Source organism: Mesorhizobium xinjiangense (assembly GCF_009749525.1).
Taxonomy (GTDB): Bacteria; Pseudomonadota; Alphaproteobacteria; order Rhizobiales; family Rhizobiaceae; genus Mangrovimarina; species Mangrovimarina xinjiangensis.
In genome coordinates this window covers 60,093-80,687 of record NZ_WOAC01000001.1, presented here as the reverse complement: position 1 = coordinate 80,687, position 20,595 = coordinate 60,093, and the positions used below count along the sequence as shown (strand labels likewise).

The 20,595-nt window shown below is 64.1% G+C and carries 22 protein-coding genes and 1 pseudogene; 14 read left to right on the top strand and 9 right to left on the bottom strand.

Going from position 1 to position 20,595, the window contains the following annotated elements; genetic code table 11:
- Nucleotides 1-3: 3 nt before the first annotated feature.
- Together GM909_RS00415 and GM909_RS00410 are read right to left on the bottom strand one after the other, a co-directional pair.
- Nucleotides 4-321, bottom strand: a complete 318-nt coding sequence (locus GM909_RS00415; RefSeq protein WP_235911528.1) for a type II toxin-antitoxin system RelE/ParE family toxin — start codon at nucleotides 319-321, stop codon at nucleotides 4-6.
- Complete coding sequence (locus tag GM909_RS00410; protein ID WP_157014220.1) at nucleotides 318-569, bottom strand: type II toxin-antitoxin system ParD family antitoxin; 252 nt, start codon at nucleotides 567-569, stop codon at nucleotides 318-320. Before GM909_RS00410 ends, GM909_RS00415 begins: the two co-directional genes overlap by 4 nt.
- Before the next feature lie 256 nt (nucleotides 570-825).
- On the opposite strand from GM909_RS00410, the gene GM909_RS00405 reads away from it, so the two are divergent.
- From GM909_RS00405 to GM909_RS00395, 3 genes are all read left to right on the top strand, one after another.
- Nucleotides 826-1,704, top strand: a complete 879-nt coding sequence (locus GM909_RS00405) for a methylated-DNA--[protein]-cysteine S-methyltransferase (protein ID WP_157014219.1) — start codon at nucleotides 826-828, stop codon at nucleotides 1,702-1,704.
- A 269-nt stretch (nucleotides 1,705-1,973) separates the two neighbouring features.
- A complete protein-coding gene (locus GM909_RS00400; protein ID WP_157014218.1) occupies nucleotides 1,974-2,870 on the top strand; it encodes a ribokinase in 897 nt (298 codons plus the stop codon).
- A gap of 180 nt (nucleotides 2,871-3,050) precedes the next feature.
- Complete coding sequence (locus tag GM909_RS00395; protein WP_157014217.1) at nucleotides 3,051-3,665, top strand: LysE family translocator; 615 nt, start codon at nucleotides 3,051-3,053, stop codon at nucleotides 3,663-3,665.
- A gap of 31 nt (nucleotides 3,666-3,696) precedes the next feature.
- On the opposite strand, the gene GM909_RS00390 is transcribed toward GM909_RS00395, so the two are convergent.
- On the bottom strand, nucleotides 3,697-4,638 hold the full coding sequence (locus GM909_RS00390; RefSeq protein ID WP_157014216.1) for a nucleoside hydrolase: 942 nt from the start codon (nucleotides 4,636-4,638) through the stop codon (nucleotides 3,697-3,699).
- A gap of 114 nt (nucleotides 4,639-4,752) precedes the next feature.
- On the opposite strand from GM909_RS00390, the gene GM909_RS00385 reads away from it, so the two are divergent.
- Nucleotides 4,753-5,175, top strand: a complete 423-nt coding sequence (locus GM909_RS00385; RefSeq protein ID WP_157014215.1) for an Hsp20 family protein — start codon at nucleotides 4,753-4,755, stop codon at nucleotides 5,173-5,175.
- Between the two features lie 121 nt (nucleotides 5,176-5,296).
- Nucleotides 5,297-5,554 (top strand): BQ00720 family protein, encoded by a 258-nt coding sequence (locus GM909_RS00380; protein WP_198174066.1) that lies wholly within the window; start codon nucleotides 5,297-5,299, stop codon nucleotides 5,552-5,554.
- Between the two features lie 221 nt (nucleotides 5,555-5,775).
- Here GM909_RS00380 and ptsN read toward each other — a convergent pair whose 3' ends face one another.
- The 6 genes and pseudogenes from ptsN to lptC all read right to left on the bottom strand — a co-directional run bounded on the left by ptsN (nucleotide 5,776) and on the right by lptC (nucleotide 10,956).
- Nucleotides 5,776-6,240: a PTS IIA-like nitrogen regulatory protein PtsN gene (ptsN, locus tag GM909_RS00375; protein ID WP_157014214.1), complete on the bottom strand. Its 465-nt coding sequence runs from the start codon at nucleotides 6,238-6,240 to the stop codon at nucleotides 5,776-5,778.
- A 232-nt stretch (nucleotides 6,241-6,472) separates the two neighbouring features.
- Nucleotides 6,473-7,057, bottom strand: coding sequence for a ribosome hibernation-promoting factor, HPF/YfiA family (hpf, locus tag GM909_RS00370; RefSeq protein WP_157014563.1), 585 nt, complete (start codon nucleotides 7,055-7,057; stop codon nucleotides 6,473-6,475).
- A gap of 266 nt (nucleotides 7,058-7,323) precedes the next feature.
- Nucleotides 7,324-8,847: an RNA polymerase factor sigma-54 gene (gene rpoN / locus GM909_RS00365; RefSeq protein WP_157014213.1), complete on the bottom strand. Its 1,524-nt coding sequence runs from the start codon at nucleotides 8,845-8,847 to the stop codon at nucleotides 7,324-7,326.
- Nucleotides 8,848-9,014: 167 nt separating this feature from the next.
- Nucleotides 9,015-9,746: pseudogene (gene lptB, locus GM909_RS00360) on the bottom strand (LPS export ABC transporter ATP-binding protein); the annotation flags it as partial.
- An 81-nt stretch (nucleotides 9,747-9,827) separates the two neighbouring features.
- Nucleotides 9,828-10,409 (bottom strand): LptA/OstA family protein, encoded by a 582-nt coding sequence (locus GM909_RS00355; protein WP_157014211.1) that lies wholly within the window; start codon nucleotides 10,407-10,409, stop codon nucleotides 9,828-9,830.
- Complete coding sequence (gene lptC, locus GM909_RS00350) at nucleotides 10,396-10,956, bottom strand: LPS export ABC transporter periplasmic protein LptC (protein ID WP_407941233.1); 561 nt, start codon at nucleotides 10,954-10,956, stop codon at nucleotides 10,396-10,398. The genes GM909_RS00355 and lptC overlap by 14 nt, the downstream gene beginning before the upstream one ends.
- Nucleotides 10,957-11,542: 586 nt before the next feature.
- On the opposite strand from lptC, the gene sppA reads away from it, so the two are divergent.
- The 9 genes from sppA to GM909_RS00305 all read left to right on the top strand — a co-directional run bounded on the left by sppA (nucleotide 11,543) and on the right by GM909_RS00305 (nucleotide 20,385).
- Nucleotides 11,543-12,520, top strand: a complete 978-nt coding sequence (gene sppA, locus GM909_RS00345) for a signal peptide peptidase SppA (RefSeq protein ID WP_157014209.1) — start codon at nucleotides 11,543-11,545, stop codon at nucleotides 12,518-12,520.
- Between the two features lie 40 nt (nucleotides 12,521-12,560).
- Nucleotides 12,561-12,848 carry an integration host factor subunit beta gene (locus GM909_RS00340; protein WP_157014208.1) on the top strand — a complete coding sequence of 96 codons (288 nt, stop codon included), beginning with the start codon at nucleotides 12,561-12,563 and terminating at the stop codon, nucleotides 12,846-12,848.
- A 99-nt stretch (nucleotides 12,849-12,947) separates the two neighbouring features.
- Nucleotides 12,948-13,277 (top strand): LapA family protein, encoded by a 330-nt coding sequence (locus tag GM909_RS00335; RefSeq protein ID WP_157014207.1) that lies wholly within the window; start codon nucleotides 12,948-12,950, stop codon nucleotides 13,275-13,277.
- Between the two features lie 37 nt (nucleotides 13,278-13,314).
- Nucleotides 13,315-14,283, top strand: coding sequence for a bifunctional Delta(1)-pyrroline-2-carboxylate/Delta(1)-piperideine-2-carboxylate reductase (gene lhpI / locus GM909_RS00330; RefSeq protein WP_157014206.1), 969 nt, complete (start codon nucleotides 13,315-13,317; stop codon nucleotides 14,281-14,283).
- Between the two features lie 275 nt (nucleotides 14,284-14,558).
- Complete coding sequence (locus GM909_RS00325; protein ID WP_157014205.1) at nucleotides 14,559-15,632, top strand: class I SAM-dependent rRNA methyltransferase; 1,074 nt, start codon at nucleotides 14,559-14,561, stop codon at nucleotides 15,630-15,632.
- Complete coding sequence (locus GM909_RS00320) at nucleotides 15,629-16,486, top strand: TrmH family RNA methyltransferase (RefSeq protein WP_157014204.1); 858 nt, start codon at nucleotides 15,629-15,631, stop codon at nucleotides 16,484-16,486. The genes GM909_RS00325 and GM909_RS00320 overlap by 4 nt, the downstream gene beginning before the upstream one ends.
- Entirely contained in the window at nucleotides 16,486-16,968 is a 483-nt protein-coding gene (lspA, locus tag GM909_RS00315) for a signal peptidase II (protein WP_157014562.1), read from the top strand. The genes GM909_RS00320 and lspA overlap by 1 nt, the downstream gene beginning before the upstream one ends.
- A gap of 58 nt (nucleotides 16,969-17,026) precedes the next feature.
- Nucleotides 17,027-18,019 (top strand): acrylyl-CoA reductase (NADPH), encoded by a 993-nt coding sequence (gene acuI / locus GM909_RS00310; RefSeq protein WP_157014203.1) that lies wholly within the window; start codon nucleotides 17,027-17,029, stop codon nucleotides 18,017-18,019.
- A 95-nt stretch (nucleotides 18,020-18,114) separates the two neighbouring features.
- Nucleotides 18,115-20,385: a PAS domain-containing hybrid sensor histidine kinase/response regulator gene (locus GM909_RS00305; protein ID WP_157014202.1), complete on the top strand. Its 2,271-nt coding sequence runs from the start codon at nucleotides 18,115-18,117 to the stop codon at nucleotides 20,383-20,385.
- The last annotated feature ends 210 nt before the right edge of the window (nucleotides 20,386-20,595 follow it).

Sequence of the window (20,595 nt, the reverse complement as noted above, 5' to 3'; positions counted from 1 at the left end):
TTCTCAGGGCTCCGACAGTTCGGCCTCGAAATCGCGCCCGGCGTAGAATATCCGAATGATGCGCAGCGTGTGTCCCTCGATGCGATAGGCGATGAGTGTGCGCCCTTCTACATTGGTTGTCCTTATTCCGGGCGCCAGATCGTCCCGCGCGACACCACGCATGGGAAATTCCGCCAGTGCTGCGCAGGCCGATTCGATGCGGTCGATGAACGCCGCCGCTATGCGTGGCGCACTGTTGCCGGCGATGTAATCGTGGATCTGGCTGAGATCGTATTCGGCCAGCGGCGTGAATACGACATGCTGGATCTTGTAGTCGCTCAACGGGCGCCGCCGCGCTGGCGCAGTCTTGCAAAGACGTCGTCGGACGGAACGTCCGGCCGCGAATCCGCGAGCGCTTCGGCGATCTTCGCCCGCATCAGCATATCAAGCGCCTGTTCCTCGCGCTCAAGCGAGCGCAGGGCTGCTCGAAGCACCTCGCTGGCCGAAGCGTAGCGGCCGGAGGAGAGGCGCTCATCAACGGCTTTCTGCTGATGTCCGAGTGTAACCGTAATGGGCTTGCTGGCGCGCATTGATCGAACCTTTGCCGAATGTCCTGAAGCCTTATATGACACTGTCATATAAGCAATCAAGGCGACGTGCAATCAAGGCGGCGCCTTTGTGCAAGTTTCGGGTGGAGAGTGCGATGCGCGTGTACGATATTCGCGGTCAAGCGCATCGGCCCGAAAAATCGGGATCGATGTTCGGAAAGCACGATGCGCCAATTCAAAGTGGTAGAGCGTCCTTTGTGCGTCCGAAGGGACGCACGGCGGTCCAGGAGACACGACCATGAACGCACAGACAGCAATCCTTCAAAACGACATCACGCCGGTCGGCGAGGACTACGAGATCGTGCGCCGGGTGATCGAGAAGATCAGCCTGGACTATCGCGACCAGCCCACGCTGGAGGAGATAGCCGCCGATGTCGGTGAGACGCCGACGGGGCTGCAGAAGCTCTTCACCCGCTGGGCCGGCCTGTCGCCAAAGGCGTTCCTGCAGGCCGTCACGCTCGACCATGCGCGTCGGCTGCTCGACGGCGGAATGCCGCTTCTGGAGACCGCCCTGGAACTCGGCATGTCGGGGCCGGGCCGGCTGCACGATCTTTTCGTCACCCACGAGGCGATGTCGCCGGGCGACTACAAGACGCGCGGCGCGGGCCTCACGATCCGCTACGGGTTTCATATCTCTCCCTTCGGTATCGCCCTGGTGATGGTCACCGATCGCGGGCTGGCCGGTCTCGCCTTTGCCGATGCGGGCGGAGAACGAGCGGCACTCGACGACATGGCGAGCCGCTGGCCGAATGCCGCCTATGTCGAGGACATGGCGGCCACCGCGCCCTATGCCGCGCGCATTTTCGACCCGGCACGCTGGCGCCAGGACGAGCCGCTGCGCGTCGTCATGATCGGCACCGACTTCCAGCTGCGTGTCTGGGACGCGCTGCTGAAGATCCCGATGGGCCGGGCGCGCACCTATTCCGAGATCGCCTCGCAGATCGGCCAACCGAAGGCCAGCCGCGCCGTCGGTGCGGCGGTGGGCGCCAATCCTCTGTCCTTCGTCGTGCCGTGCCACCGCGCCCTCGGCAAGTCCGGCGCGCTCACCGGCTATCATTGGGGCCTGACGCGCAAGCGCGCCATTCTCGGCTGGGAAGCGGGCCACACCGGCGCCTGACCGAGCCACACGAAAACCGTTCCGGTTTCGCCGCTGAACAACTAGCAAGCCTATGATACTAGTGGAACATTTGAATTTGACATTCGCTCTCTGGAGCGACATCGAGTGGGTATCGAATGTCAAATTCGTTCCACAAGATCGGTTCACCGCTTCGCGGAATCGGTTCGTCAATCTACCCTTTGATTCGACGCAATTCCGGACGGAGAACCGACTTCCACTTCTCCTGGAATTGCTCTAGCCTGCCTCCCCAATTCCTGGGGAGGCACGCCTTGATCACCGTCATCGGCTCCATCAATCTCGACCTGATTGCGTCCGTCGACCGCCTGCCCGGCGCGGGCGAGACGGTGCCCGGAACCAGCTTCGAGACTGCACCCGGCGGCAAGGGCGCCAACCAGGCGCTGGCGGCTGTGCGCGCCGGCGCGAAGGTTCGCATGGTCGGCGCGGTGGGCCGCGATCCCTTCGCCGATCAGGCGCTGGCCCTGCTCAAGCAGGACGGCGTCGAGGTATCGGCGGTGCGCGCGGTCGACGTGCCCACCGGTACGGCGCTGATCCTCGTCGGGCCGGGTGGCGAGAACATGATCGCCGTGGTGCCGGGCGCCAATGCGGCGGTCTCTCCCGCATCGCTCGACGATCAGCAACTCGGCGCCGGCGACCATCTCCTGCTGCAGCACGAGGTTCCGCTCGAAACCGTCGCCGCCGCCCTGGAGGCCGCGCGCGAGGCCCATGCCGTCTCCCTGCTCAACACCGCGCCGTTCCGCGAGGAGGCGGCGCCGTTTCTCGAACGCGCCGACTATGTGATCGCCAACGAGACCGAGTTCGACCTCTATGCGCAGGTTCTGGCGCTCGACGGGCAGAACCGGCAGGAGCGGGTGCGCGCCTTTGCTTCGGCGACCGGACGCGCCATCGTCGTCACGCTGGGCGCCGAGGGCGTCATGGCCGCCACGCCGTCCCGGTTCCATGAAATCCCGGCAATGAAGATCACCGCCATCGACACGGTCGGCGCCGGCGACACGTTTTGCGGCTATCTGGGCGCTGCCCTTGCCGAGGGCATGGGGCTCGAGGCGGCGCTGCAGCGTGCGGCCACCGCCGGCGCGCTTGCCTGTCTGAAGCCGGGGGCGCAGCCGTCGATCCCGCGCCGCCGGGAGGTGGATGCCGTCTTCGCCTGACACCATGCGCCTTGACGCGGCGGCGGCAATGTGCGGCTCTGAGACCTGTCAAATTTGGAACATGTCCCGCTCAAACGGAATCGTTTGAGCGAAAGGTACATGTTCCAGCATATTGACCTGGCGCGCATATCTTTGCTTCAAACTTTTCGTTTGAAGCAAACGCGCGCAAAGGAGCCGCTCATGTCGCCCGACATCTTCCTTGCCTATCTGCTTGCCTGCACGATCGTCGTCCTCGTTCCCGGCCCGACCGTTACCCTCATCATCGCGTCGAGCATGCGCCACGGCACACGGGCCGGTCTGCTCAATGTCGCCGGAACGCAGGCGGGCATGGCCTTGATGATCGCCATCGTCGGCATCGGGCTCAACCAGGCAATTGCATTGATGGGTCACTGGTTCGAGGTGCTGCGATGGCTGGGGGCGGCCTATCTCATCTATCTGGGCTGGCAGATGATCCGCTCGGGCGGCATGACGGCCCCCGGCGCGCCGCCGCGCACACCTCACGGGGGCTTCGTGCTGCAAGGCTTCCTGGTCGCGATGAGCAACCCCAAGACCCTGGTGTTCTTCGGCGCCTTTATTCCGCAGTTCATCGATCCGGGACGCGATTATGCGCCGCAGATCCTCATTATGGGCGCCACGGCGCTGGCCGTCGCGGCAATGTCGGATTCGGTCTATGCCGTCGCCGCCGGGCGCGCCGGCCGCGCACTGTCGACACGGCGAATCCGGCTTCTTGCGCGCATCAGCGGATCCTTCCTGATCGGCGGCGGCCTTTGGCTCGCCTTTTCGCGCGCCAGATGACGGCGCCGGGCCATGCCCGCAGGAGAGACCGCTACAGGCGTGCCAGCCGTTCGCTCAGGAGGTCGAAGAAGCCTTCGTGATCGATATCGCGCATGACCAGGGCGTTCTTCGGCCGGTCGCTCACCCCCCACCAGTCGATGACCGTCATGCCCATGGTGAGTTCCGACATCGTCTCCACGCTGACATTGCATTGGCGGCCTGAAAACAGTTCCGGCCGGATCAGGTAGGCGATGACGCAGGGATCGTGCAGCGGACCCCCGTCGGTGCCGTATTTCTGCTCGTCGAAGCGCTCGAAGAAATCGAGCAGTTCGGCCGTCGCCGTTCCGACGGCCGTTCCCATGGACCGGAAGCGCTCGACGCGCCTGGCCGTCGTCAGCGCCTTGTGGGTGACGTCGAGCGGCATCATGACGACCGGAATGCCGGCCCTCAGGACGACATCGGCGGCATGCGGATCGACAAAGATGTTGAATTCGGCCGCCGGCGTCACGTTGCCCCCTTCGAAGAAGCCGCCGCCCATCAGCACGATCTCCTTGATGCGCGGCGCAATGCGCGGTTCGCGAATGAGGGCCAGGGCGACATTGGTCAGCGGTCCGAGCGGGCACAGCGTCACCGTGTCCGGTTCCTCACCCATCAGCGTGTCGACGATGAAGTCGACCGCATGCTGCGCTTCCAGCTTCATCGTCGGTTCGGGCAGGTCCGGTCCGTCGAGCCCCGTCTTGCCGTGCACTTCCTCCGCCGTCACCAGCGTGCGCATGAGCGGGCGGCTGGCGCCGGCAAAGACCCGCGTGTCGCGCTTGCCGGCCAGTTCGCAGATCTTCAGCGCGTTTTTCGACGTCAGCGTCAGCGGCACATTGCCGGCAACGGCGGTGATTCCGAGGATGTCGAACTCGGGACTTGCGAGTGCGAGAAGGATCGCCACGGCGTCGTCCTGCCCCGGATCCGTGTCGATGATGATCTTGCGGACAGCCGCCATGCGATGCTCCAGTAATGACTTGAATTTGCTCCGGTCCCCGACCATATCAGAGCCATGCGGAGAAATGCCATTCGGGTTTTTCCGCAATCCACGTCGCTCTTTGAGGACAACGACATGACGCGCATGACCCCTTTCTCGAGTCCGCTTCTATTGGGATTCGAGACGATGGAAAAGACGCTCGAACGCGTCGCCAAATCCGGCGACGGCTACCCGCCCTACAATATCGAGCGTTTGCGCAGCGAAGAAGGCGGCCACCGCCTGCGCATCACACTGGCCGTGGCCGGATTCGGCGAAAGCGACCTCGAGGTCGCCATCGAGGAAAACCAGCTCGTCGTCCGCGGCAGGCAGACCGACGATACGGAGCGCGAATATCTGCACCGCGGTATCGCGGCGCGACAATTCCAACGCGCCTTCGTGCTGGCCGACGGAATGCGGGTGACAGGCGCCGCGCTGCGCAATGGATTGCTGGCCATCGATCTCGATCGGCCGGAACCGGATCGCGTGGTGCGGAAAATTGACATTGCGGTCAACGACTGAACCGAACCGCGAAAGCTCTCAAGAAGGGTTGGCCAGAGCATTTGCAGTCAGGCGGAAACACCTGGCGTCGCACGAATGCGGCAAGACAGGCTGACGGCGGCCCTCGAGATGGAGGCTGAAGATGACTGAGAACGAAGCCAAGAATATCATGACGGAAGCGCAGTTCGCCCATCTGGGCGAGGGCGCGGTGGCCTATCTGAAGAAGGTGTCGAGCGACGACCTGCGCGGGCGCTACCCCAATCTGCCCGAGATGGCGCCGGGGCTTGAGCTGTGGGCCGTGTTCGGCGCCAACGGCCAGCCGATCCTGCTCACCGACGCGCATGACAGCGCACTGGCCGGGGCCATGCAGAACGATCTGACGCCCGTCAGCATCCACTAGAAAATGTACCGCTCAAACGGAATCGTTTAAGCGGTACATGCTCCAGCATAGTGATCTGGCGCACATATCTTTGCTTCAAACGTTTCCGTTTGAAGCAAATGCGCGCCAAGGCCACGGAACGGATTCTGATCTTCTTTCCGCTTCGCTCCATTTGCCCGGAATGACGCATGCCATGAACGACAGATGCGGCAATGCGTCCGCCCAAGGCGGGCGTCAGCGGATCACGCCGCGTGAGACGCCTGTGTGGAGGAGAGAAACTGGTGGATCGCGGCCGCATCCTTGGTGCCGCGGATCTTGTCGACCGTGTCGGCGTCGCGCAGCACCCGTGCGATGCGGGACAGTGCCTTGAGGTGATCGGCCCCCGCTCCCTCCGGCGCAATCAGCAGAAAGACGAGATCGACCGGCTGGTCGTCCAGGGCTTCGAATTCGACCGGCGTCTCGAGCCGTGCGAACACGCCGGTAATGTTCTTCACGCCGGGCAGCTTGCCATGCGGAATAGCAATGCCGTTGCCGACGCCGGTGGAGCCCAGCCGTTCGCGCTGCAGGATCGTGTCGAAGATCTCGCGCTCGGGGATGCCCGTGATGCCGGCCGCTTTTTCAGCCAGCAACTGCAACAGCTGCTTCTTGGAATTCGCCTTCAAGGCCGGCATGATAGCCGAGACCTCGATGAGATCGCTCAGATCCATTTCCTCGCGTTCCTTCTTCCGCCTCGCCGCCTGCAGCCGTATTGGCCGCACCGTCGCGGGGCAAATCGCTTGCGGCTAGTGGTTCGTTTCCAACATTTGCATCCCATTTATATCGGCCTTGAGGGCAAATGTTGGAAACAAAAGAACCACCAGCAACTTTATGATTCTAGCGGAACTTTTGAATTCGACATTCGATCTCGGGGTCGACATCGAGAATGTCAAATTCGTTCCACTAGGCCTGACCGTAGGCGGCGACCGTCGACGGATCGATCCATCCGATATTGCCGTCGGACCTGCGGTAGACGATGTTGACCGAGTCGTTGCCCGCATTGCGGAACACGTAGACCGGACTGTCCTTGGTGTCGAGTTCGATCACCGCCGAAGCCACCGACATTGTCTTCAGCGTCATCGAGGATTCGGCCACGACGGCGGGCGCGAAGTCGTCCGGCACTTCGTCCTCGTCGGCGACCGGTGCCATGACCCGATACGAGATGTCGGCCCAGGCGCCATTGTCAGGCGCGGCCGGATGCGCCTTCAATCGCCTCTTGTAGCGACGCAGGCGCTTTTCGATCCGCTCGGCCGCGCCGTCGAACGCAAGCTGCGGATCCTGGGCGCGCCCCTCCGCCTGCAGGGTCATGCCGGTATCGAGATGGATTGTGCAGTCCGCGCTGAAGCGCGACCCTTCCTTCTCGACAGTCACACGCCCCGAAAAACCACCATCGAAATATTTCCCGACGGCCTCTCCGATTCTCGAATCGATGCGATCCCTGAAAGCATCGCCAACTTCCATCTGTTTTCCGGAAATACGCAGGCCCATGTGAAAACGACCTTTCTTGTCCAGACTTCCAAAGCTTGTCGAGTTTATACCCGTGGCAGCCGCACACAAGCTCTCGGCCAATTTCTGCGCGCCATTTTCGGTCAAGGCCGCGTGACGCGCCGCTTGATCTGCATGGCCGCGCCAAATCCTGGACCCCTGAGCCGGGTGGCGGGCTTCTAGTCAGTCCGTTCCGCTTTGTCAATCAAAGCCGCGATCTTGCGTGCAAACGCCGCATCTGCGCCGATGCGGCCCATCCCTGGGGCTGATCAGCGACCGGCAGTGGCCAAGGCGCGCTTCTCGCGGCGCCGTTGCACGGAGGACGGGATACTCATGCCTTCGCGGTATTTTGCCACCGTGCGGCGGGCGATGTCGATCCCGGTTTTCCTCAGGATATCCACAATCGCGTCGTCCGACAGGATTTCGGCGGCGGTCTCCTCCTCGATCATCTGGCGGATGCGATGACGCACGGCTTCCGCCGAATGCGCCTCGCCGCCCATGGCCGAACCGAGCGAGGCGGTGAAGAAATAGCGCAGCTCGAACAGCCCGCGCGGCGTCTGCACGTATTTGTTGGCCGTCACCCGGCTGACGGTGGATTCGTGCATCTGGATGGCGTCGGCGACCATGCGCAGATTGAGCGGGCGCAAATGCTCCACACCGCTGGTCAGGAAAGCGTCCTGCTGGCGTACGATCTCCGATGTCACCTTCAATATGGTGCGCGCGCGCTGGTCGAGGCTGCGGGTAAGCCAGTTGGCGCTCTGCAGGCAGTCGCTCAGGAACTGCCGTTCCCCGGCATCCCTGGCATGTCCCGACACATGGGCAAAATAGGTCTGGTTGACGAGAACGCGCGGCAGTGATGCCGGGTTGAGTTCGACCGTCCAAGTGCCGTCGGGGGCCGGCTGAACGACCACGTCGGGGACGATCGTTTCCATGCCGGAGGTGACAAACGCCGCACCCGGTTTGGGGTCCAGGGCCTTGATCTCGGCCAGCATGTCGAGAAGATCGTCCTCGGCCACGCCGCAAATCTTCTTCAGCGCCTGGAAGTCGCGCCGTGCCAGGAGGTCGAGATTGGCGATCAGGGCCGCCATGGCCGGGTCGAACCTGTCCTTGCGCGCCAGTTGCAGGGCCAGACATTCCGACAGGTCGCGCGCGAAGATCCCCGGCGGATCGAAGGTCCGGCAGGTCTTGAGCACCGCGGTGATCCGCGCGCGTTCGACGGACAGCCGATTCGTCAACTCGTCGAACTCGATCTGCAGATAGCCCGATTCGTCGAGCGCATCGGCCAGTTCGACGGCGATCATGCGGTCGCCCGGCTGATGCAGGCAAAAGGATATCTGCTCGGCGACGTGATCGCGCAACGTCGCCGCGGCTGCCGTCACGTCTTCCAGGTCGAAGCCTTCGCCGCCCTCGACAACCGGGTTGCCCGATTTCCAATTGGCGGCGAGCTGCGGAGCGATGGCTTCGCGGATGCCGGGATCGTCGGGAAAGACATTTTCCAGCGATGAATCGAACTGGCTGGCGACTTTCGCGGCGCCGTCGAGATCGTCACGGAACCATTCGCCCTCCTCGCCCGTCTCGCTCTTCGCGCCGTCCGGTGGCGCGGCTTCCTCGCCGTGGAAGGCATCGTCCTGTCCGCCGTCGCGTTCCAGGAGCGGATTGCGCTCGATTTCCTCGTCGATGAAGCGCTCGAGCTCCGCATGCGTGAACTGCAGCAGCCGGATCGACTGCATCAGTTGCGGCGTCATAACCAGAGACTGCGCCTGGCGCAGTTGGAGTTTGGCAGCAAGCGCCATCTCTTGAACCTGTTTCCCCACCAAAACGCACGCTTGGACCCACCCGTCGCGCGCTGTTCGTCGCCGGCATTAGAAACTGGCCCGGCTTTTGCTTGTCAAGCAAAAGGTGCCGATTTTGCGTTGTCGAGACCTTAATCCGCCGGCGAAATCGCCCGGCTGGCATGCGGTCAGAGCGAAAACTGCTCGCCCAGATACAGTCGGCGCACGTCGGGATTGGAGATGATGTCGGCGGGACGGCCATGGGTGAGAACCTGGCCGGCATGCAGGATATAGGCCCGGTCGATGAGGCCGAGCGTTTCACGCACATTGTGATCGGTGATCAGGACGCCGATGCCGCGCGCCGTCAGGTGGCGCACCAGTTGCTGGATGTCGGAAACGGCAATCGGGTCGATGCCGGCGAAGGGCTCGTCGAGCAGCATGAAGCTTGGATTGGACGCCAGCGCGCGGGCGATCTCGAGCCTCCGGCGTTCGCCGCCCGACAGCGCTATGGCCGGCGTCTTGCGCAGATGCGGGATGTGAAACTCTTCGAGCAGTTCGTCGAGCTTGGCCTCGCGCTTGGCGCGGTTGCCCTCGACCACCTCCAGTACGGCGCGAATGTTGGCCTCCACGGTCAGGCCGCGGAAAATCGAGGCCTCCTGGGGCAGGTAGCCGATGCCGAGCCGTGCCCGCCGATACATCGGCATCGTCGTCACGTTGAAGCCGTCGATCTCGATCGTGCCTTCATCGACGGGCACGAGACCCGTCACCATGTAGAAGCAGGTGGTCTTGCCCGCGCCGTTGGGGCCGAGCAGGCCCACCGCCTCGCCGGCCCGCACGCCGATTGACACGCCGCTGACGACGGCGCGCCCGCGATAGCTCTTCGACAGCCCGCGGGCGATCAGCGTGCCCTTGAGCCGTGCCCGGTCCTTTTTGGAGCGTAACGAATTGTCTGGAGTCTTGTTTCGACCCAGGAGGCCCGCCAGGAATGTCAAAACTGGCCTCTACTGGTCTTGAGTGCCGGGCTGCAGAAGCATCTTGACCCGCCCGCTTGCCTTGCCGGGTGTCGGGCATCCGTCGAGCTTGGCTTCGCCCGTCGTCATCTGCACGGTGAGTTTGCAGCCCACGATGACGTTGCCGCCATCCGTCAGCACCACCTCCTTGCCGGTCATCACGAGGACTTCCGATTTCATGTCGAAGGTGGCCTTGTCCGCCGTGGCGACCTGAGATTCCGATTTCACATAAACGTCGTCGACGACCTCGATCCGTTCGATGTTCGACGCGCCGGTCGGGCCGGCCGTGGTTTCCGCCTCGTCGGATTCACGCGAATAGTGAACGACCATCCGTCCCGATTTCATCAGGGTCGGGCCCTGCACGACATTGACGTTGCCGGTGAAGATGGCCTTGCTCTCGGCATCCTGCACTTCGAGCTTGTCGCTTTCGATCTGGATCGGCTCGTCGCCGTCGAGCTTGAGGCCGGTCTGCCGGGTCGAACTGGCGTCCTGGGCCAATGCGGGCACGGCGATGACGCAAAAGGCCAGCGCGAGCAGCCCCCACGCCGGACCGCTCCGTTCAATTACCGCCATCGGCCCCTCCGCTTTGCCCATCCGGTGCCCTCAGCTTCTTCGGGTCGATCTGCATCCTCACCCGGTCTTCGAAAATGAAGACCTTTCCGCGGTCACGAACACGGAATGTGTCCGCCTCGATTTGCGACCCATCCAATCTTATGTCGATAGGTTCGTTGGATTTCAACTCCCCATTGGCAATATCGATGAAGGCCGATTGCATGGTGATGCTCATCCCATCGTCGGTCTCGACCGTCAAAGGGGTGGTAATCTCGAGCGTATTCTTCTCGTTGTCGTAGATGCCCGCCTTGGCGCCGATGGTGGCGAAATTCTCCGCGCTGAGCGGCAGCCTGGCGCTGATGTCCTCGAGCTGGATGGCGCTGGTGTCGCTCAGATCCTGGAGCGCGCGTGCCGCGGTCATCGAATAGGGAAGATCATCCTTGCCGAAACCGTCGAGCGTCGGATTGGCCATGACCAGCTTGCCGTCCTGCAACGCCGTGCCGTCGACTTCGATGTCGAGCGTGGGCGGCGATTTGAGCCAGGAATAGCCGGCGAAGAACGCCGCCAGCGCGATAGCCAGAACCGGCAATGCGAACTTCACCATCCGCACCTGGATCGAATGGCGCTGCGCGCGCACGAAGGCGTCCTCGCCGCGCCGGGCATCGGGCGAACGCTCTTGCGGTGCCGCGCGCCGCGCGGGTTCGGGTCGGGGCAGGCCGGTTGTGGTACTGGTCGTCATCGTATCCATCTGACAGCGACAGGCCAGTCCGACAACCGGAATGGCACTTGGGGCCACGGCGGTATTGATCGAGCCTCACTGTCCGCCAATTCCACCCCAATATGGTTATTATGGGATGAATTTCCATGGCACTGCCGCATCTGCGGGCTTCAAGCTTGATATGGCGCTCGATCAATACAGCGCTTCAATCGTGTCGCGAAAGGTTCTAGTGGTTCGTTTCCAACATTTGCATCCCATTTGTATCGGCCCTGAGGGCAAATGTTGGAAACAAGAGAACCACTAGCAAGTCTATGATACTAGCGGAACATTTGAATTTGACATTCGATCTCGGGGGCGACATCGAGTGGGTATCGAATGTCAAATTCGTTCCACTAGGAGCGAGCGAACAATCATTACGGGAACGACGAGGTGCGTCATGACGTCGAAAGCCGATGACCTTATCGACCGCCGCAGGCTGCGGCGCAAGCTTACCTTCTGGCGTGCCGCCGCCTTTCTTGTCGCGGCGGCTGCGATCATCGCTATGGCATTGTGGGGCCTGGACCGGCCGGGGCTCGGCGCCAGCCCGCATGTCGCCAAGGTCAAGATCGAAGGCACCATCACCGAGGACGAGGAATTGCTCGATCGGCTGAAGCGGATCGGCGAGGCCGATGCCGTCAAGGGCGTCATCGTGTCGATCGATTCGCCGGGCGGAACCACCGCCGGTGGCGAGGCGATCTACGAGGCGGTGCGCTCGCTTGCGCAGAAGAAGCCGGTGACCGCGCAGGTCGGAACGCTGGCCGCTTCGGCGGGCTACATGATTGCCAGCGCCGCCGACCACATCGTGGCGCGCCAATCCTCGATCGTCGGTTCGATCGGCGTGCTGGTGCAGTATCCCGACGTCACCGGATTGATGGACAAGCTCGGCATCAAGCTCGAGGAGATCAAGACCTCGCCGCTGAAGGCCGAGCCGTCGCCCTTCAACCCGACGACCGAGGAGGAGCGCGCCATGGTCCGCGCCATGATTCTCGATTCCTACGACTGGTTCGTCGGCCTCGTGACCGAACGCCGCCCCCTGTCGCGCCAGGAGGTGCTGCAACTGGCCGACGGAACCGTCTTCACCGGCCGCCAGGCGCTTCAGCGCAAGCTGGTCGATGCGCTGGGCGGCGAGGACCAGGCGCTCGAATGGCTGCACGGCAAGGGTGTCGACGCCGATCTGGACGTGGTGGAGTGGAAGCGGCAGCGCGAGGGCGCCGTCGCCTGGCTGCCTGGAATTGCGAGCATCGCCAGGGCCATCGGCCTGTCCGCGGGCGGTTCGGAATTTCTTCGTGAGCTTGGCGCCGAGCGCATCTTCCTTGACGGTCTCGTGTCGGTCTGGCAACCTGATTTGAGTGCCTTGGGCGGGACAGAACGCTAGAGGAAACAATGATTTCCGGGCACGAGAGGGAAAAGCGTCAATGATCAAGTCAGAGCTGGTGCAAACCATCGCGAACCGCAATCCGCACCTTTTTCAGCGGGACGTCGAAAATATCGTCAACGCGATATTCGACGAGATCGGCGACGCGCTGGCGGAAGGAAACAGGGTCGAATTGCGTGGCTTCGGCGCATTCTCGGTCAAGAATCGTCCTGCGCGCCTGGGCCGCAATCCGCGCACGGGAGAGTCGGTCGAGGTGGAGGAAAAATGGATTCCCTTCTTCAAGACCGGCAAGGAATTGCGCGAGCGGCTGAACACCGACAAGAGCTAGGTTTGGTCTCTGCGGGCTTGAATGTCGGACCCGGGCCGTTCATTCTTCCAGCCTGGCGGGGCAGCCGGCGCCGCATGTTGATAATCTGACGGACACCGAATGCTGAGACGTATCCTTCTGGTCGTGGTCATCGTGCCGCTGGCGGTCGTGCTGGTGGCGCTGGCGGTTGCCAATCGCGTGCCCGTGCCGTTCACCTTCGACCCGTTCAATCCGGGCAATCCGGCCTTGACCCTGACGCTGCCGCTGTTCGTCTATCTGTTCGCAGCCTGCGCGCTTGGCCTTCTCATTGGCAGCCTCGCCACCTGGCTGAGGCAGGGGCGCTACCGCAAGGAGGCGCGCACGCAGCGCCGCGAAGTGCAGAGCCTTCTTCAGCAGAATCCGGCCGGTCCGGCCGAGGGCCGGTCGTCATTGCCTGCCTCGCGCGGCTGAGCGGCGCCTTTCGCCACCCATAGATGGAGTATCGCGCATGCGCATGATCGACGCCCGGCAAGTCGACGAGAGCCTTTCCTTTTCCGGTCTGGTCGAAACCCTGCGCGAGGCATTTGCCGAAGGCGCCATGCAGCCCGTCCGTCATCATCACGCGATCGAGCGTCCCGACGGCGCGGCCTCGACGCTGCTTCTGATGCCCGCCTGGAGCGATTTCCAGCGCGCCGGAACCTCCGACGGCGGCCATATCGGCATCAAGATCGTCACCGTCTCGCCGGACAACAACCAGATCGGCAAGCCGGCCGTGATGGGCCTTTATCTTCTGCTCGACGGCAAGACAGGCGAACCGCTGGCGCTTATCGACGGCCAGCGCCTGACCCAATGGCGCACGGCCTGTGCCTCGGCGCTCGCCGCGACCTATCTGGCGCGTGCCGACGCCGAGCGGCTGCTGATCGTCGGTGCCGGGGCACTGGCGCCTTTCCTGGCCCGGGCCCATTCGGCGGTGCGGCCGATCCGCCACGTCACGATATGGAACCGCACGCCTGAAAACGCCGAGAAGGTCGCCGCCGACCTGTGCGCCGGCGGTGTCGACGCCAGCGTCGCCAAGGGCGGCCTCGACGCGGCGGTGGGCGCGGCGGACATCATCTCGGCGGCGACGATCTCCGCCGAACCTCTGATCAAGGGCGCGCTGCTCCAGCCCGGCCAGCATGTCGACCTCGTCGGCGCTTTCACGCCGCAATTGCGCGAGGCCGATGACGAGGCGGTCCGCCGGGCGCGCGTCTATGTCGACACCATGGCCGGCGCGACCAAGGAGGCCGGCGACATCGTTCAGCCGATCGCCTCGGGCGCATTGAGCGAAGAGGCGATTGTCGCCGATCTTTATGCGCTCACGCGCGGCGAGGCGAAGGGGCGCACGGAGGCCGGCGAGATCACGCTGTTCAAGTCGGTCGGCGCGGCGCTGGAGGATCTCGCCGCCGGCATGGCCGTCTATCGCGCCATGTCGGCCTGAGCGCGGCTAGCGCGCGTTCGCTTCAAACGGAACGTTTGAAGCAATGATATGCGCGCCAGACCAATATGCTGGAACATGTGCCTTTGGCTCAAACGTCACCGTTTGAGCGGGACATGTTCTAGTCCCGCAGTTGCGCGGTTTGCCGGCCTGTGCCAGAAGCGCAGTTCACGAGACGCGGGAACCGGCTCTCCGTCCGGAATTGCGAAAAAACGAGGAGTTGGATCGGCGCTTCGACTCCATGAAGCGATGACCCCGATCCAATCGGCGGAGAAGGCATGAAACCTACGCGTGACAAGCGTCGCGACAGGCGAGCCAAACCGGCTTCGCGGCCGCCTCGCGCCGTGCGCCGCAAATCCGCGCCGCCGCAACAGTCGGAAAGAAATCGGCGCGGCGAACAAGAGACGCGCCCGCAAACACAGCATCGCGTGCATCTGCCCCGCCGGCCGGGCATCCTGCCGGCCGAGAAGCTTCCTTTGATCCTTGAAGTTGCGCCCGACGCCGACTATGCGCTCATCGATTCCGGCGACGGCGAAAAGCTCGAGCAATACGGACCGTATCGAATCGTGCGGCCCGAGGGCCAGGCGATCTGGCGGCGCGCGCTTCCCGAGACCGAATGGGCCGGCGCCGACGCCGTCTTCACCGGCGACACCGACGAGGAAGGCATGGGCCGCTGGCGCTTCCCCGGGGAGCCGCTCGGCGAAACCTGGCCGATGAAGCATGACGGCATCGACTATCTCGGCCGCTTCACCTCCTTCCGCCATGTCGGGGTGTTCCCCGAGCAGGCCTCGCACTGGAGCCACATGGAAGGCCTGATCCGCGCGGCCGGCCGGCCGGTCAAGGTCCTCAACCTGTTCGGCTATACCGGCCTCGCCTCGCTGGTCGCGGCGCGCGCCGGCGCGGAAGTGACGCATGTCGACGCATCGAAGAAGGCCATCGGCTGGGCGCGCGAGAACCAGGAGATGGCCGGGCTTTCCGACAAGCCGGTGCGCTGGATCTGCGAGGATGCCATGAAGTTCGTCGAGCGCGAGGCGCGGCGCGGCAACGCCTACGACATCATCCTGCTCGATCCGCCCGCCTATGGTCGCGGCCCCAAGGGCGAGGTCTGGCAACTCTTCGACAGCCTGCCGGCCATGGTCGAGACCAGCCGCGAGATCCTCACGCCGAAGCCTCTCGCAGTGGTGCTGACGGCCTATTCGATCCGCGCCTCCTTCTTCGCCATCCACGCGCTGATGCGCGACGCTTTCGCCGGCATGGGCGGAAAAGTGGAATCGGGCGAACTGGTGATCCGCGAGCAGTCCGCCGGACGGGCGCTCTCGACGTCGCTCTTTGCGCGCTGGGTGGCGCCATGACCTCGCACCGTCCCGCCTCAAACCGTGTCGGCCAGGTCAAGGAAGTGACCAGCCTTGCCAATCCGCTCGTCAAGGACATCAGGGCGCTGGCGCAGAAGAAGTTTCGCGACCAGCAGCACGCCTTTCTGGCGGAGGGTCTGAAGCTCGTCATCGACGCGCTCGATCTCGGCTGGACGATCAGGACCCTCGTCTATTCCAAGGCCGGGCGCGGCAACGCGGCGGTGGAAAGGGCGGCCGCGCGCACCGTCGCCGCCGGCGGGCTGGTGCTCGAGGTCAGCGAGAAGGTTCTGACAGCCATAACACGGCGCGACAATCCCCAGATGGTGGTCGGCGTCTTCGAGCAGAAGCTCATGCCGTTGAAGGCCGTCGCGCCTGAAAAAGGCGACGTCTGGGTGGCGCTCGACCGGGTGCGCGACCCCGGCAATCTGGGAACCGTTATCCGCACGGTCGATGCCGTCGGCGCCAAGGGCGTCATCCTCATCGGCGAAACGACCGATCCTTTCGCCATCGAAACGGTCCGCGCCACGATGGGCTCCGTTTTCGCCGTGCCGATTGCGCGGGCCTCGCAGGACGCGTTCCTCGCCTGGCGCCGGGATCATCTGAAGGCGATGCTGGTCGGAACGCATCTCAAGGGCGCGGTCGACTACCGCAGTGTCGACTATGCGCATGGGCCGGTCGTGCTGCTGATGGGCAACGAGCAGCAGGGACTGCCCGAAGCGCTGGCGCAAGCCTGCGATCGGCTGGTGCGCATTCCCCAGGCGGGCCGTGCCGATTCGCTCAACCTGGCCGTCTCGACCGGCGTCATGCTCTATGAAATCCGGCGCGCGGCGCTGAGCCTGGAGGCGCGCGCGTGATGCGGCTTTATATCTATCTCCTCATCGTTCTCGCGGGCATCGGCCTCGACCAGTGGATCAAGCACCTGGTCGAAGCGGGCATGGCGATGCATCAACAGATCGATCTCCTGCCCTTCCTGGCGCTCTACCGGGTGCACAATTACGGCATCGCCTTTTCGATGTTCTCCGGTTCCGGCGACTTTACCCTCATCGTGGTGACGACCGCCGTCATCCTGCTCGTCTTGTGGCTGGCGTGGCGCTCGGGCGCCGAGCAACTCCTGGCCCGCATCGGGTTCGCCCTGGTCGTGGCCGGCGCGCTCGGCAATCTCATCGACAGGGTGCGGCTCGGCTATGTGGTGGATTACGTTCTCTTCCATACCCCGGTCTGGTCCTTTGCCGTCTTCAACCTGGCCGACGCGCTGATCAGCATCGGCGCCGCTCTCGTGATCATTCAGGAATTCCTGGGCTGGCGGGCCGAGCGGTCGTCACGATCCGACGGTTGACCGGCGCCGGGCGGCGCAGCACAGTGCCAGCAGCAATGACACGGTATCGGGGAGAGAGATGTCCGACGGCTTCAAGGCGATCCTGATTTCGCGCGACGACGACAAGAACCAGTCGGTTGAAATCACCGAACTGACGGATGACGATCTGATGGAAGGCGACGTCACGGTCGCCGTCGAGGCGACGACCGTCAATTACAAGGATGGCCTTGCGATCACCGGCAAGGCGCCGGTGGTGCGCCGCTTCCCGCTTGTTCCGGGCATCGATTTCGCCGGCACGGTCATCGCCTCGTCCGATCCCGACTGGAAGGAGGGCGACAAGGTCGTCCTCAACGGCTGGGGTGTGGGCGAAACCCATCACGGCGCCTATGCCGCCCGCGCCCGGGTCAAGGGCGACTGGCTGGTTCGCCTGCCGGATGGCATGACCCCGCACCAGGCCATGGCGATCGGGACGGCCGGCTATACCGCCATGCTGTGCGTGATGGCGCTGGAGCGCCACGGCATTACGCCCGAGCGCGGTCCGGTCGTCGTGACCGGGGCGGCCGGCGGCGTCGGCACCGTGGCGATCTCCGTTCTCTCCAGGCTCGGCTACCCTGTCATCGCCTCGACCGGCCGCACCGCCGAGGAAGATTTCCTGAAGGATCTCGGCGCCGCAGAGGTCATCGACCGCGAGGAGCTTTCGGGACCGGGACGGCCGCTCGGCAAGGAGCGTTGGGCGGGCGGCATCGACGCCGTCGGCAGCCACACGCTGGCCAATGTGCTATCCATGACCTCATATGGCGGCGCCGTCGCGGCCTGCGGGCTGGCCCAGGGCATGGATCTGCCGGCCAGCGTCGCGCCGTTCATCCTGCGTGCCGTCTCGCTGCTCGGCATCGATTCGGTGATGGCCCCGCGCGCCCTGCGCAATGAGGCATGGCAACGCCTGGCAAGTGATCTCGACCGGGACAAGCTCGCCGCCCTTTCCTCGACGATCCGTTTCGAGGCGATACCGGAGGCGGCCCGTTCCATCATGGCCGGCGAGATACGCGGCCGGGTTGTTGTCGACATGGCGTGATTCGGCGCAATCGCTAAAATTTTAGCGTTGTGCCGAAATCTTCCCTAAGCAGTGCCGTTTAGGGTTCGGCCATGCAGTCGAACCGGGCGGCACCGATGAAGAAGCAGGCACAACCGGAAATTCCGGACCCGGCCGGGGTCCCTTACAATCGCCTGTCGAAGGTCGCGCTGGCGTTTCAGGCGCCACGCCAACGTTTTGTGCTGGCTGATCTGGCCCTGCTCGCCTTCATCCTGGCGCTGTCGCCGCTGTCCCACATATTGGGCGCCTCGCCGGTCGTCAGCTTCAGCCTTGCGATGATTGCCTTTATCGGCCTGGCGCTTCTGGTCGGTCTGGTCTCCGGCGATCGCCGGGCGGTGGAAATGTCGAAGCAAGATGCCGAGCGTGCGCGCGAGGAGATGGAATCGCTCGCCGACCGCATGTGGGAATTGCAGGAAAGCGAGGAACGCTTTCGCGGCCTGATCGATGCGCTGGGCGATCTCGTGGTGCATCGCGACCGCGCCGGGCGCATTGTCTACTGCAACCAGGTCTTCGCCACGATGTTCGGCCGCGAGCCACGCGATCTTTCGGGACGAACCTTGCAGGAACTGGGCGTCGACGTCGCGGTGGTTCCCGACGCCGCTTTTGCCGAGGGCGAGCATCTGAGTTCGGCCGATGTGGCCATCCAGACCGCAGAAGGCACGCGCTGGTTTTCCTGGATCGAATTGTCGGTGCGCGACGAGGCGACGGGCGCGGTCTCGCACCGCACGATCGCCCGCGACATCACCGGTCGCAAACGCGCCGAGGCGGCCCTGATCGCCGCGCGCGAGCGCGCCGAATTCGCCAATCAGTCCAAGACACGCTTCCTGGCCACCGTCAGCCACGAGATCCGCACGCCGATGAACGGCATCATCGGCATGGCCAAGCTCCTGGCCGACACCGAATTGTCGCCCGAGCAGAAGACCTATGTGCGCGCCGTTTCGACCTCCGGCAACGCGCTCCTCGCGCTCATCGAAGACCTTCTCGACTATTCCAAGATCGAGGCCGGGCGGTTCGAACTCGAGCCTCAGCCCATGTCGCCGCGCGAACTGACCGAAAACGTCGTCGAACTGCTCGCCTCGCGCGCCTATGCCAAGAATATCGGGCTTGGCTGCCATGTCGGGCCGGAAGTGCCGGCGGTCATCGAAGCCGATCCCGGCCGCCTGCGCCAGGTCATGCTCAACCTTGTCGGCAATGCCCTCAAATTCACCGAGGAGGGCGGCGTTCTGGTCAGCGTCTCGACCAGCCGCCCCGGCGAGCCGGCGGCGATCCGCTTCAGTGTGAGCGACAGCGGCCCCGGCCTGACGAAGGCCGAGATCGGACGCATCTTCCGCGAGTTCGAGCAGGCCGACACGACATCGACACGTCTTCATGGCGGCGCGGGGCTTGGGCTGACCATCTCCAAACGCATCGTCGACGCCATGAAGGGCGTCATCAAGGTGGAAAGCGAGGTCGGCAAGGGCTCGGAATTCTCCTTCGAGATACCGACCGCCGAGGAGCCTTTGATCGCGCCCGAGCGGGCCGTGATGCTGCGCGACAAGGCCGTGATGATCGTCTCGGCCAATGTCGTCGAGGCCGAAGCGAAGGCGCGGACGATTCGTGCCCATGGCGGCAATGCGACGGTGGCGCGGTCGATGGCCGATGCGGAGATGCTGGCCGGCGACGAGACGAGATCCTGGTCGGCGGTCCTGATCGATGCCACGCTCGAATGCCCCGACGGCCAGGCGCTCATGGCCCTGCGCCAGGCGTCGCGGCATGATTTCCAGGCCGTCATCCTGATTGCGCCAACCGACCGCGGACGGCTGTTCCAGTTCCGCTCCTGCGGCTATTCGACCTTCCTTGTCCGCCCGGTCCGCGGCGAATCGCTGTTGCGCGTCCTCAGCCAGGGCAGCGCCGATCCTCTGATGCCGCGAACGATGCGCCGTCTGTCCGCCAATCGTCCGCAGCAGCAATCCGCCGCCAACGGCATGACGGTCCTCCTGGCCGAGGACAATGAGATCAGCGCCCTGATGGCGCGCACCGTGCTGGAAAAATCGGGCTGCGCCGTCACCCATGTGACCAATGGCGAGGCCGCCCTCCACGCCGCCAGGCACGGCGTCGACGGCCGGCGCTTCGACATCGTGCTGATGGACCTGCACATGCCCGTCATGGACGGGCTCGACGCCATTGCGCAGATCCGCAAGCACGAGGAGGACAAGGGGCTGGCGGCGCTGCCGATCCTCGTCCTGTCGGCCGACAGCCAGGAATCGACTCGCCATCACGTGCTGGCCCGCGGCGCGACCGGCTTCGTCACCAAGCCGCTCGATCCGCAGCATCTCGTCGAGGTGGTGTCGCATCAGTCGGCGGCGTGACTTGTCGAAGCCGGCAACCGGATATATCTGCGCATGTGTCCGACATCGTGCAGCCGAGGCGATCCGCCCCGGTTGCCAATCCTGCAACCGCATGCTGTCATCGTGCTGTAGTACAGGCTTCGTATGTGCGCCGAAGGAGCGCCATCCGCTTCTTGTCTGGCTACGAGGAGAATTACGATGCCGGCTACATTCGTCGAGCAGGAGCAGAGG

Coding starts and splice junctions, on each gene's coding strand:
- GM909_RS00410 (WP_157014220.1), bottom strand. CDS start 569: ATGCGCGCCAGCAAGCCCATTACGGTTACACTCGGACATCAGCAGAAA.
- GM909_RS00405 (WP_157014219.1), top strand. CDS start 826: ATGAACGCACAGACAGCAATCCTTCAAAACGACATCACGCCGGTCGGC.
- GM909_RS00395 (WP_157014217.1), top strand. CDS start 3,051: ATGTCGCCCGACATCTTCCTTGCCTATCTGCTTGCCTGCACGATCGTC.
- GM909_RS00390 (WP_157014216.1), bottom strand. CDS start 4,638: ATGGCGGCTGTCCGCAAGATCATCATCGACACGGATCCGGGGCAGGAC.
- GM909_RS00385 (WP_157014215.1), top strand. CDS start 4,753: ATGACGCGCATGACCCCTTTCTCGAGTCCGCTTCTATTGGGATTCGAG.
- GM909_RS00380 (WP_198174066.1), top strand. CDS start 5,297: ATGACTGAGAACGAAGCCAAGAATATCATGACGGAAGCGCAGTTCGCC.
- ptsN (WP_157014214.1), bottom strand. CDS start 6,240: ATGGATCTGAGCGATCTCATCGAGGTCTCGGCTATCATGCCGGCCTTG.
- hpf (WP_157014563.1), bottom strand. CDS start 7,057: ATGGGCCTGCGTATTTCCGGAAAACAGATGGAAGTTGGCGATGCTTTC.
- rpoN (WP_157014213.1), bottom strand. CDS start 8,847: ATGGCGCTTGCTGCCAAACTCCAACTGCGCCAGGCGCAGTCTCTGGTT.
- GM909_RS00355 (WP_157014211.1), bottom strand. CDS start 10,409: ATGGCGGTAATTGAACGGAGCGGTCCGGCGTGGGGGCTGCTCGCGCTG.
- sppA (WP_157014209.1), top strand. CDS start 11,543: ATGACGTCGAAAGCCGATGACCTTATCGACCGCCGCAGGCTGCGGCGC.
- GM909_RS00340 (WP_157014208.1), top strand. CDS start 12,561: ATGATCAAGTCAGAGCTGGTGCAAACCATCGCGAACCGCAATCCGCAC.
- GM909_RS00335 (WP_157014207.1), top strand. CDS start 12,948: ATGCTGAGACGTATCCTTCTGGTCGTGGTCATCGTGCCGCTGGCGGTC.
- lhpI (WP_157014206.1), top strand. CDS start 13,315: ATGCGCATGATCGACGCCCGGCAAGTCGACGAGAGCCTTTCCTTTTCC.
- GM909_RS00325 (WP_157014205.1), top strand. CDS start 14,559: ATGAAACCTACGCGTGACAAGCGTCGCGACAGGCGAGCCAAACCGGCT.
- GM909_RS00320 (WP_157014204.1), top strand. CDS start 15,629: ATGACCTCGCACCGTCCCGCCTCAAACCGTGTCGGCCAGGTCAAGGAA.
- lspA (WP_157014562.1), top strand. CDS start 16,486: ATGCGGCTTTATATCTATCTCCTCATCGTTCTCGCGGGCATCGGCCTC.
- acuI (WP_157014203.1), top strand. CDS start 17,027: ATGTCCGACGGCTTCAAGGCGATCCTGATTTCGCGCGACGACGACAAG.
- GM909_RS00305 (WP_157014202.1), top strand. CDS start 18,115: ATGAAGAAGCAGGCACAACCGGAAATTCCGGACCCGGCCGGGGTCCCT.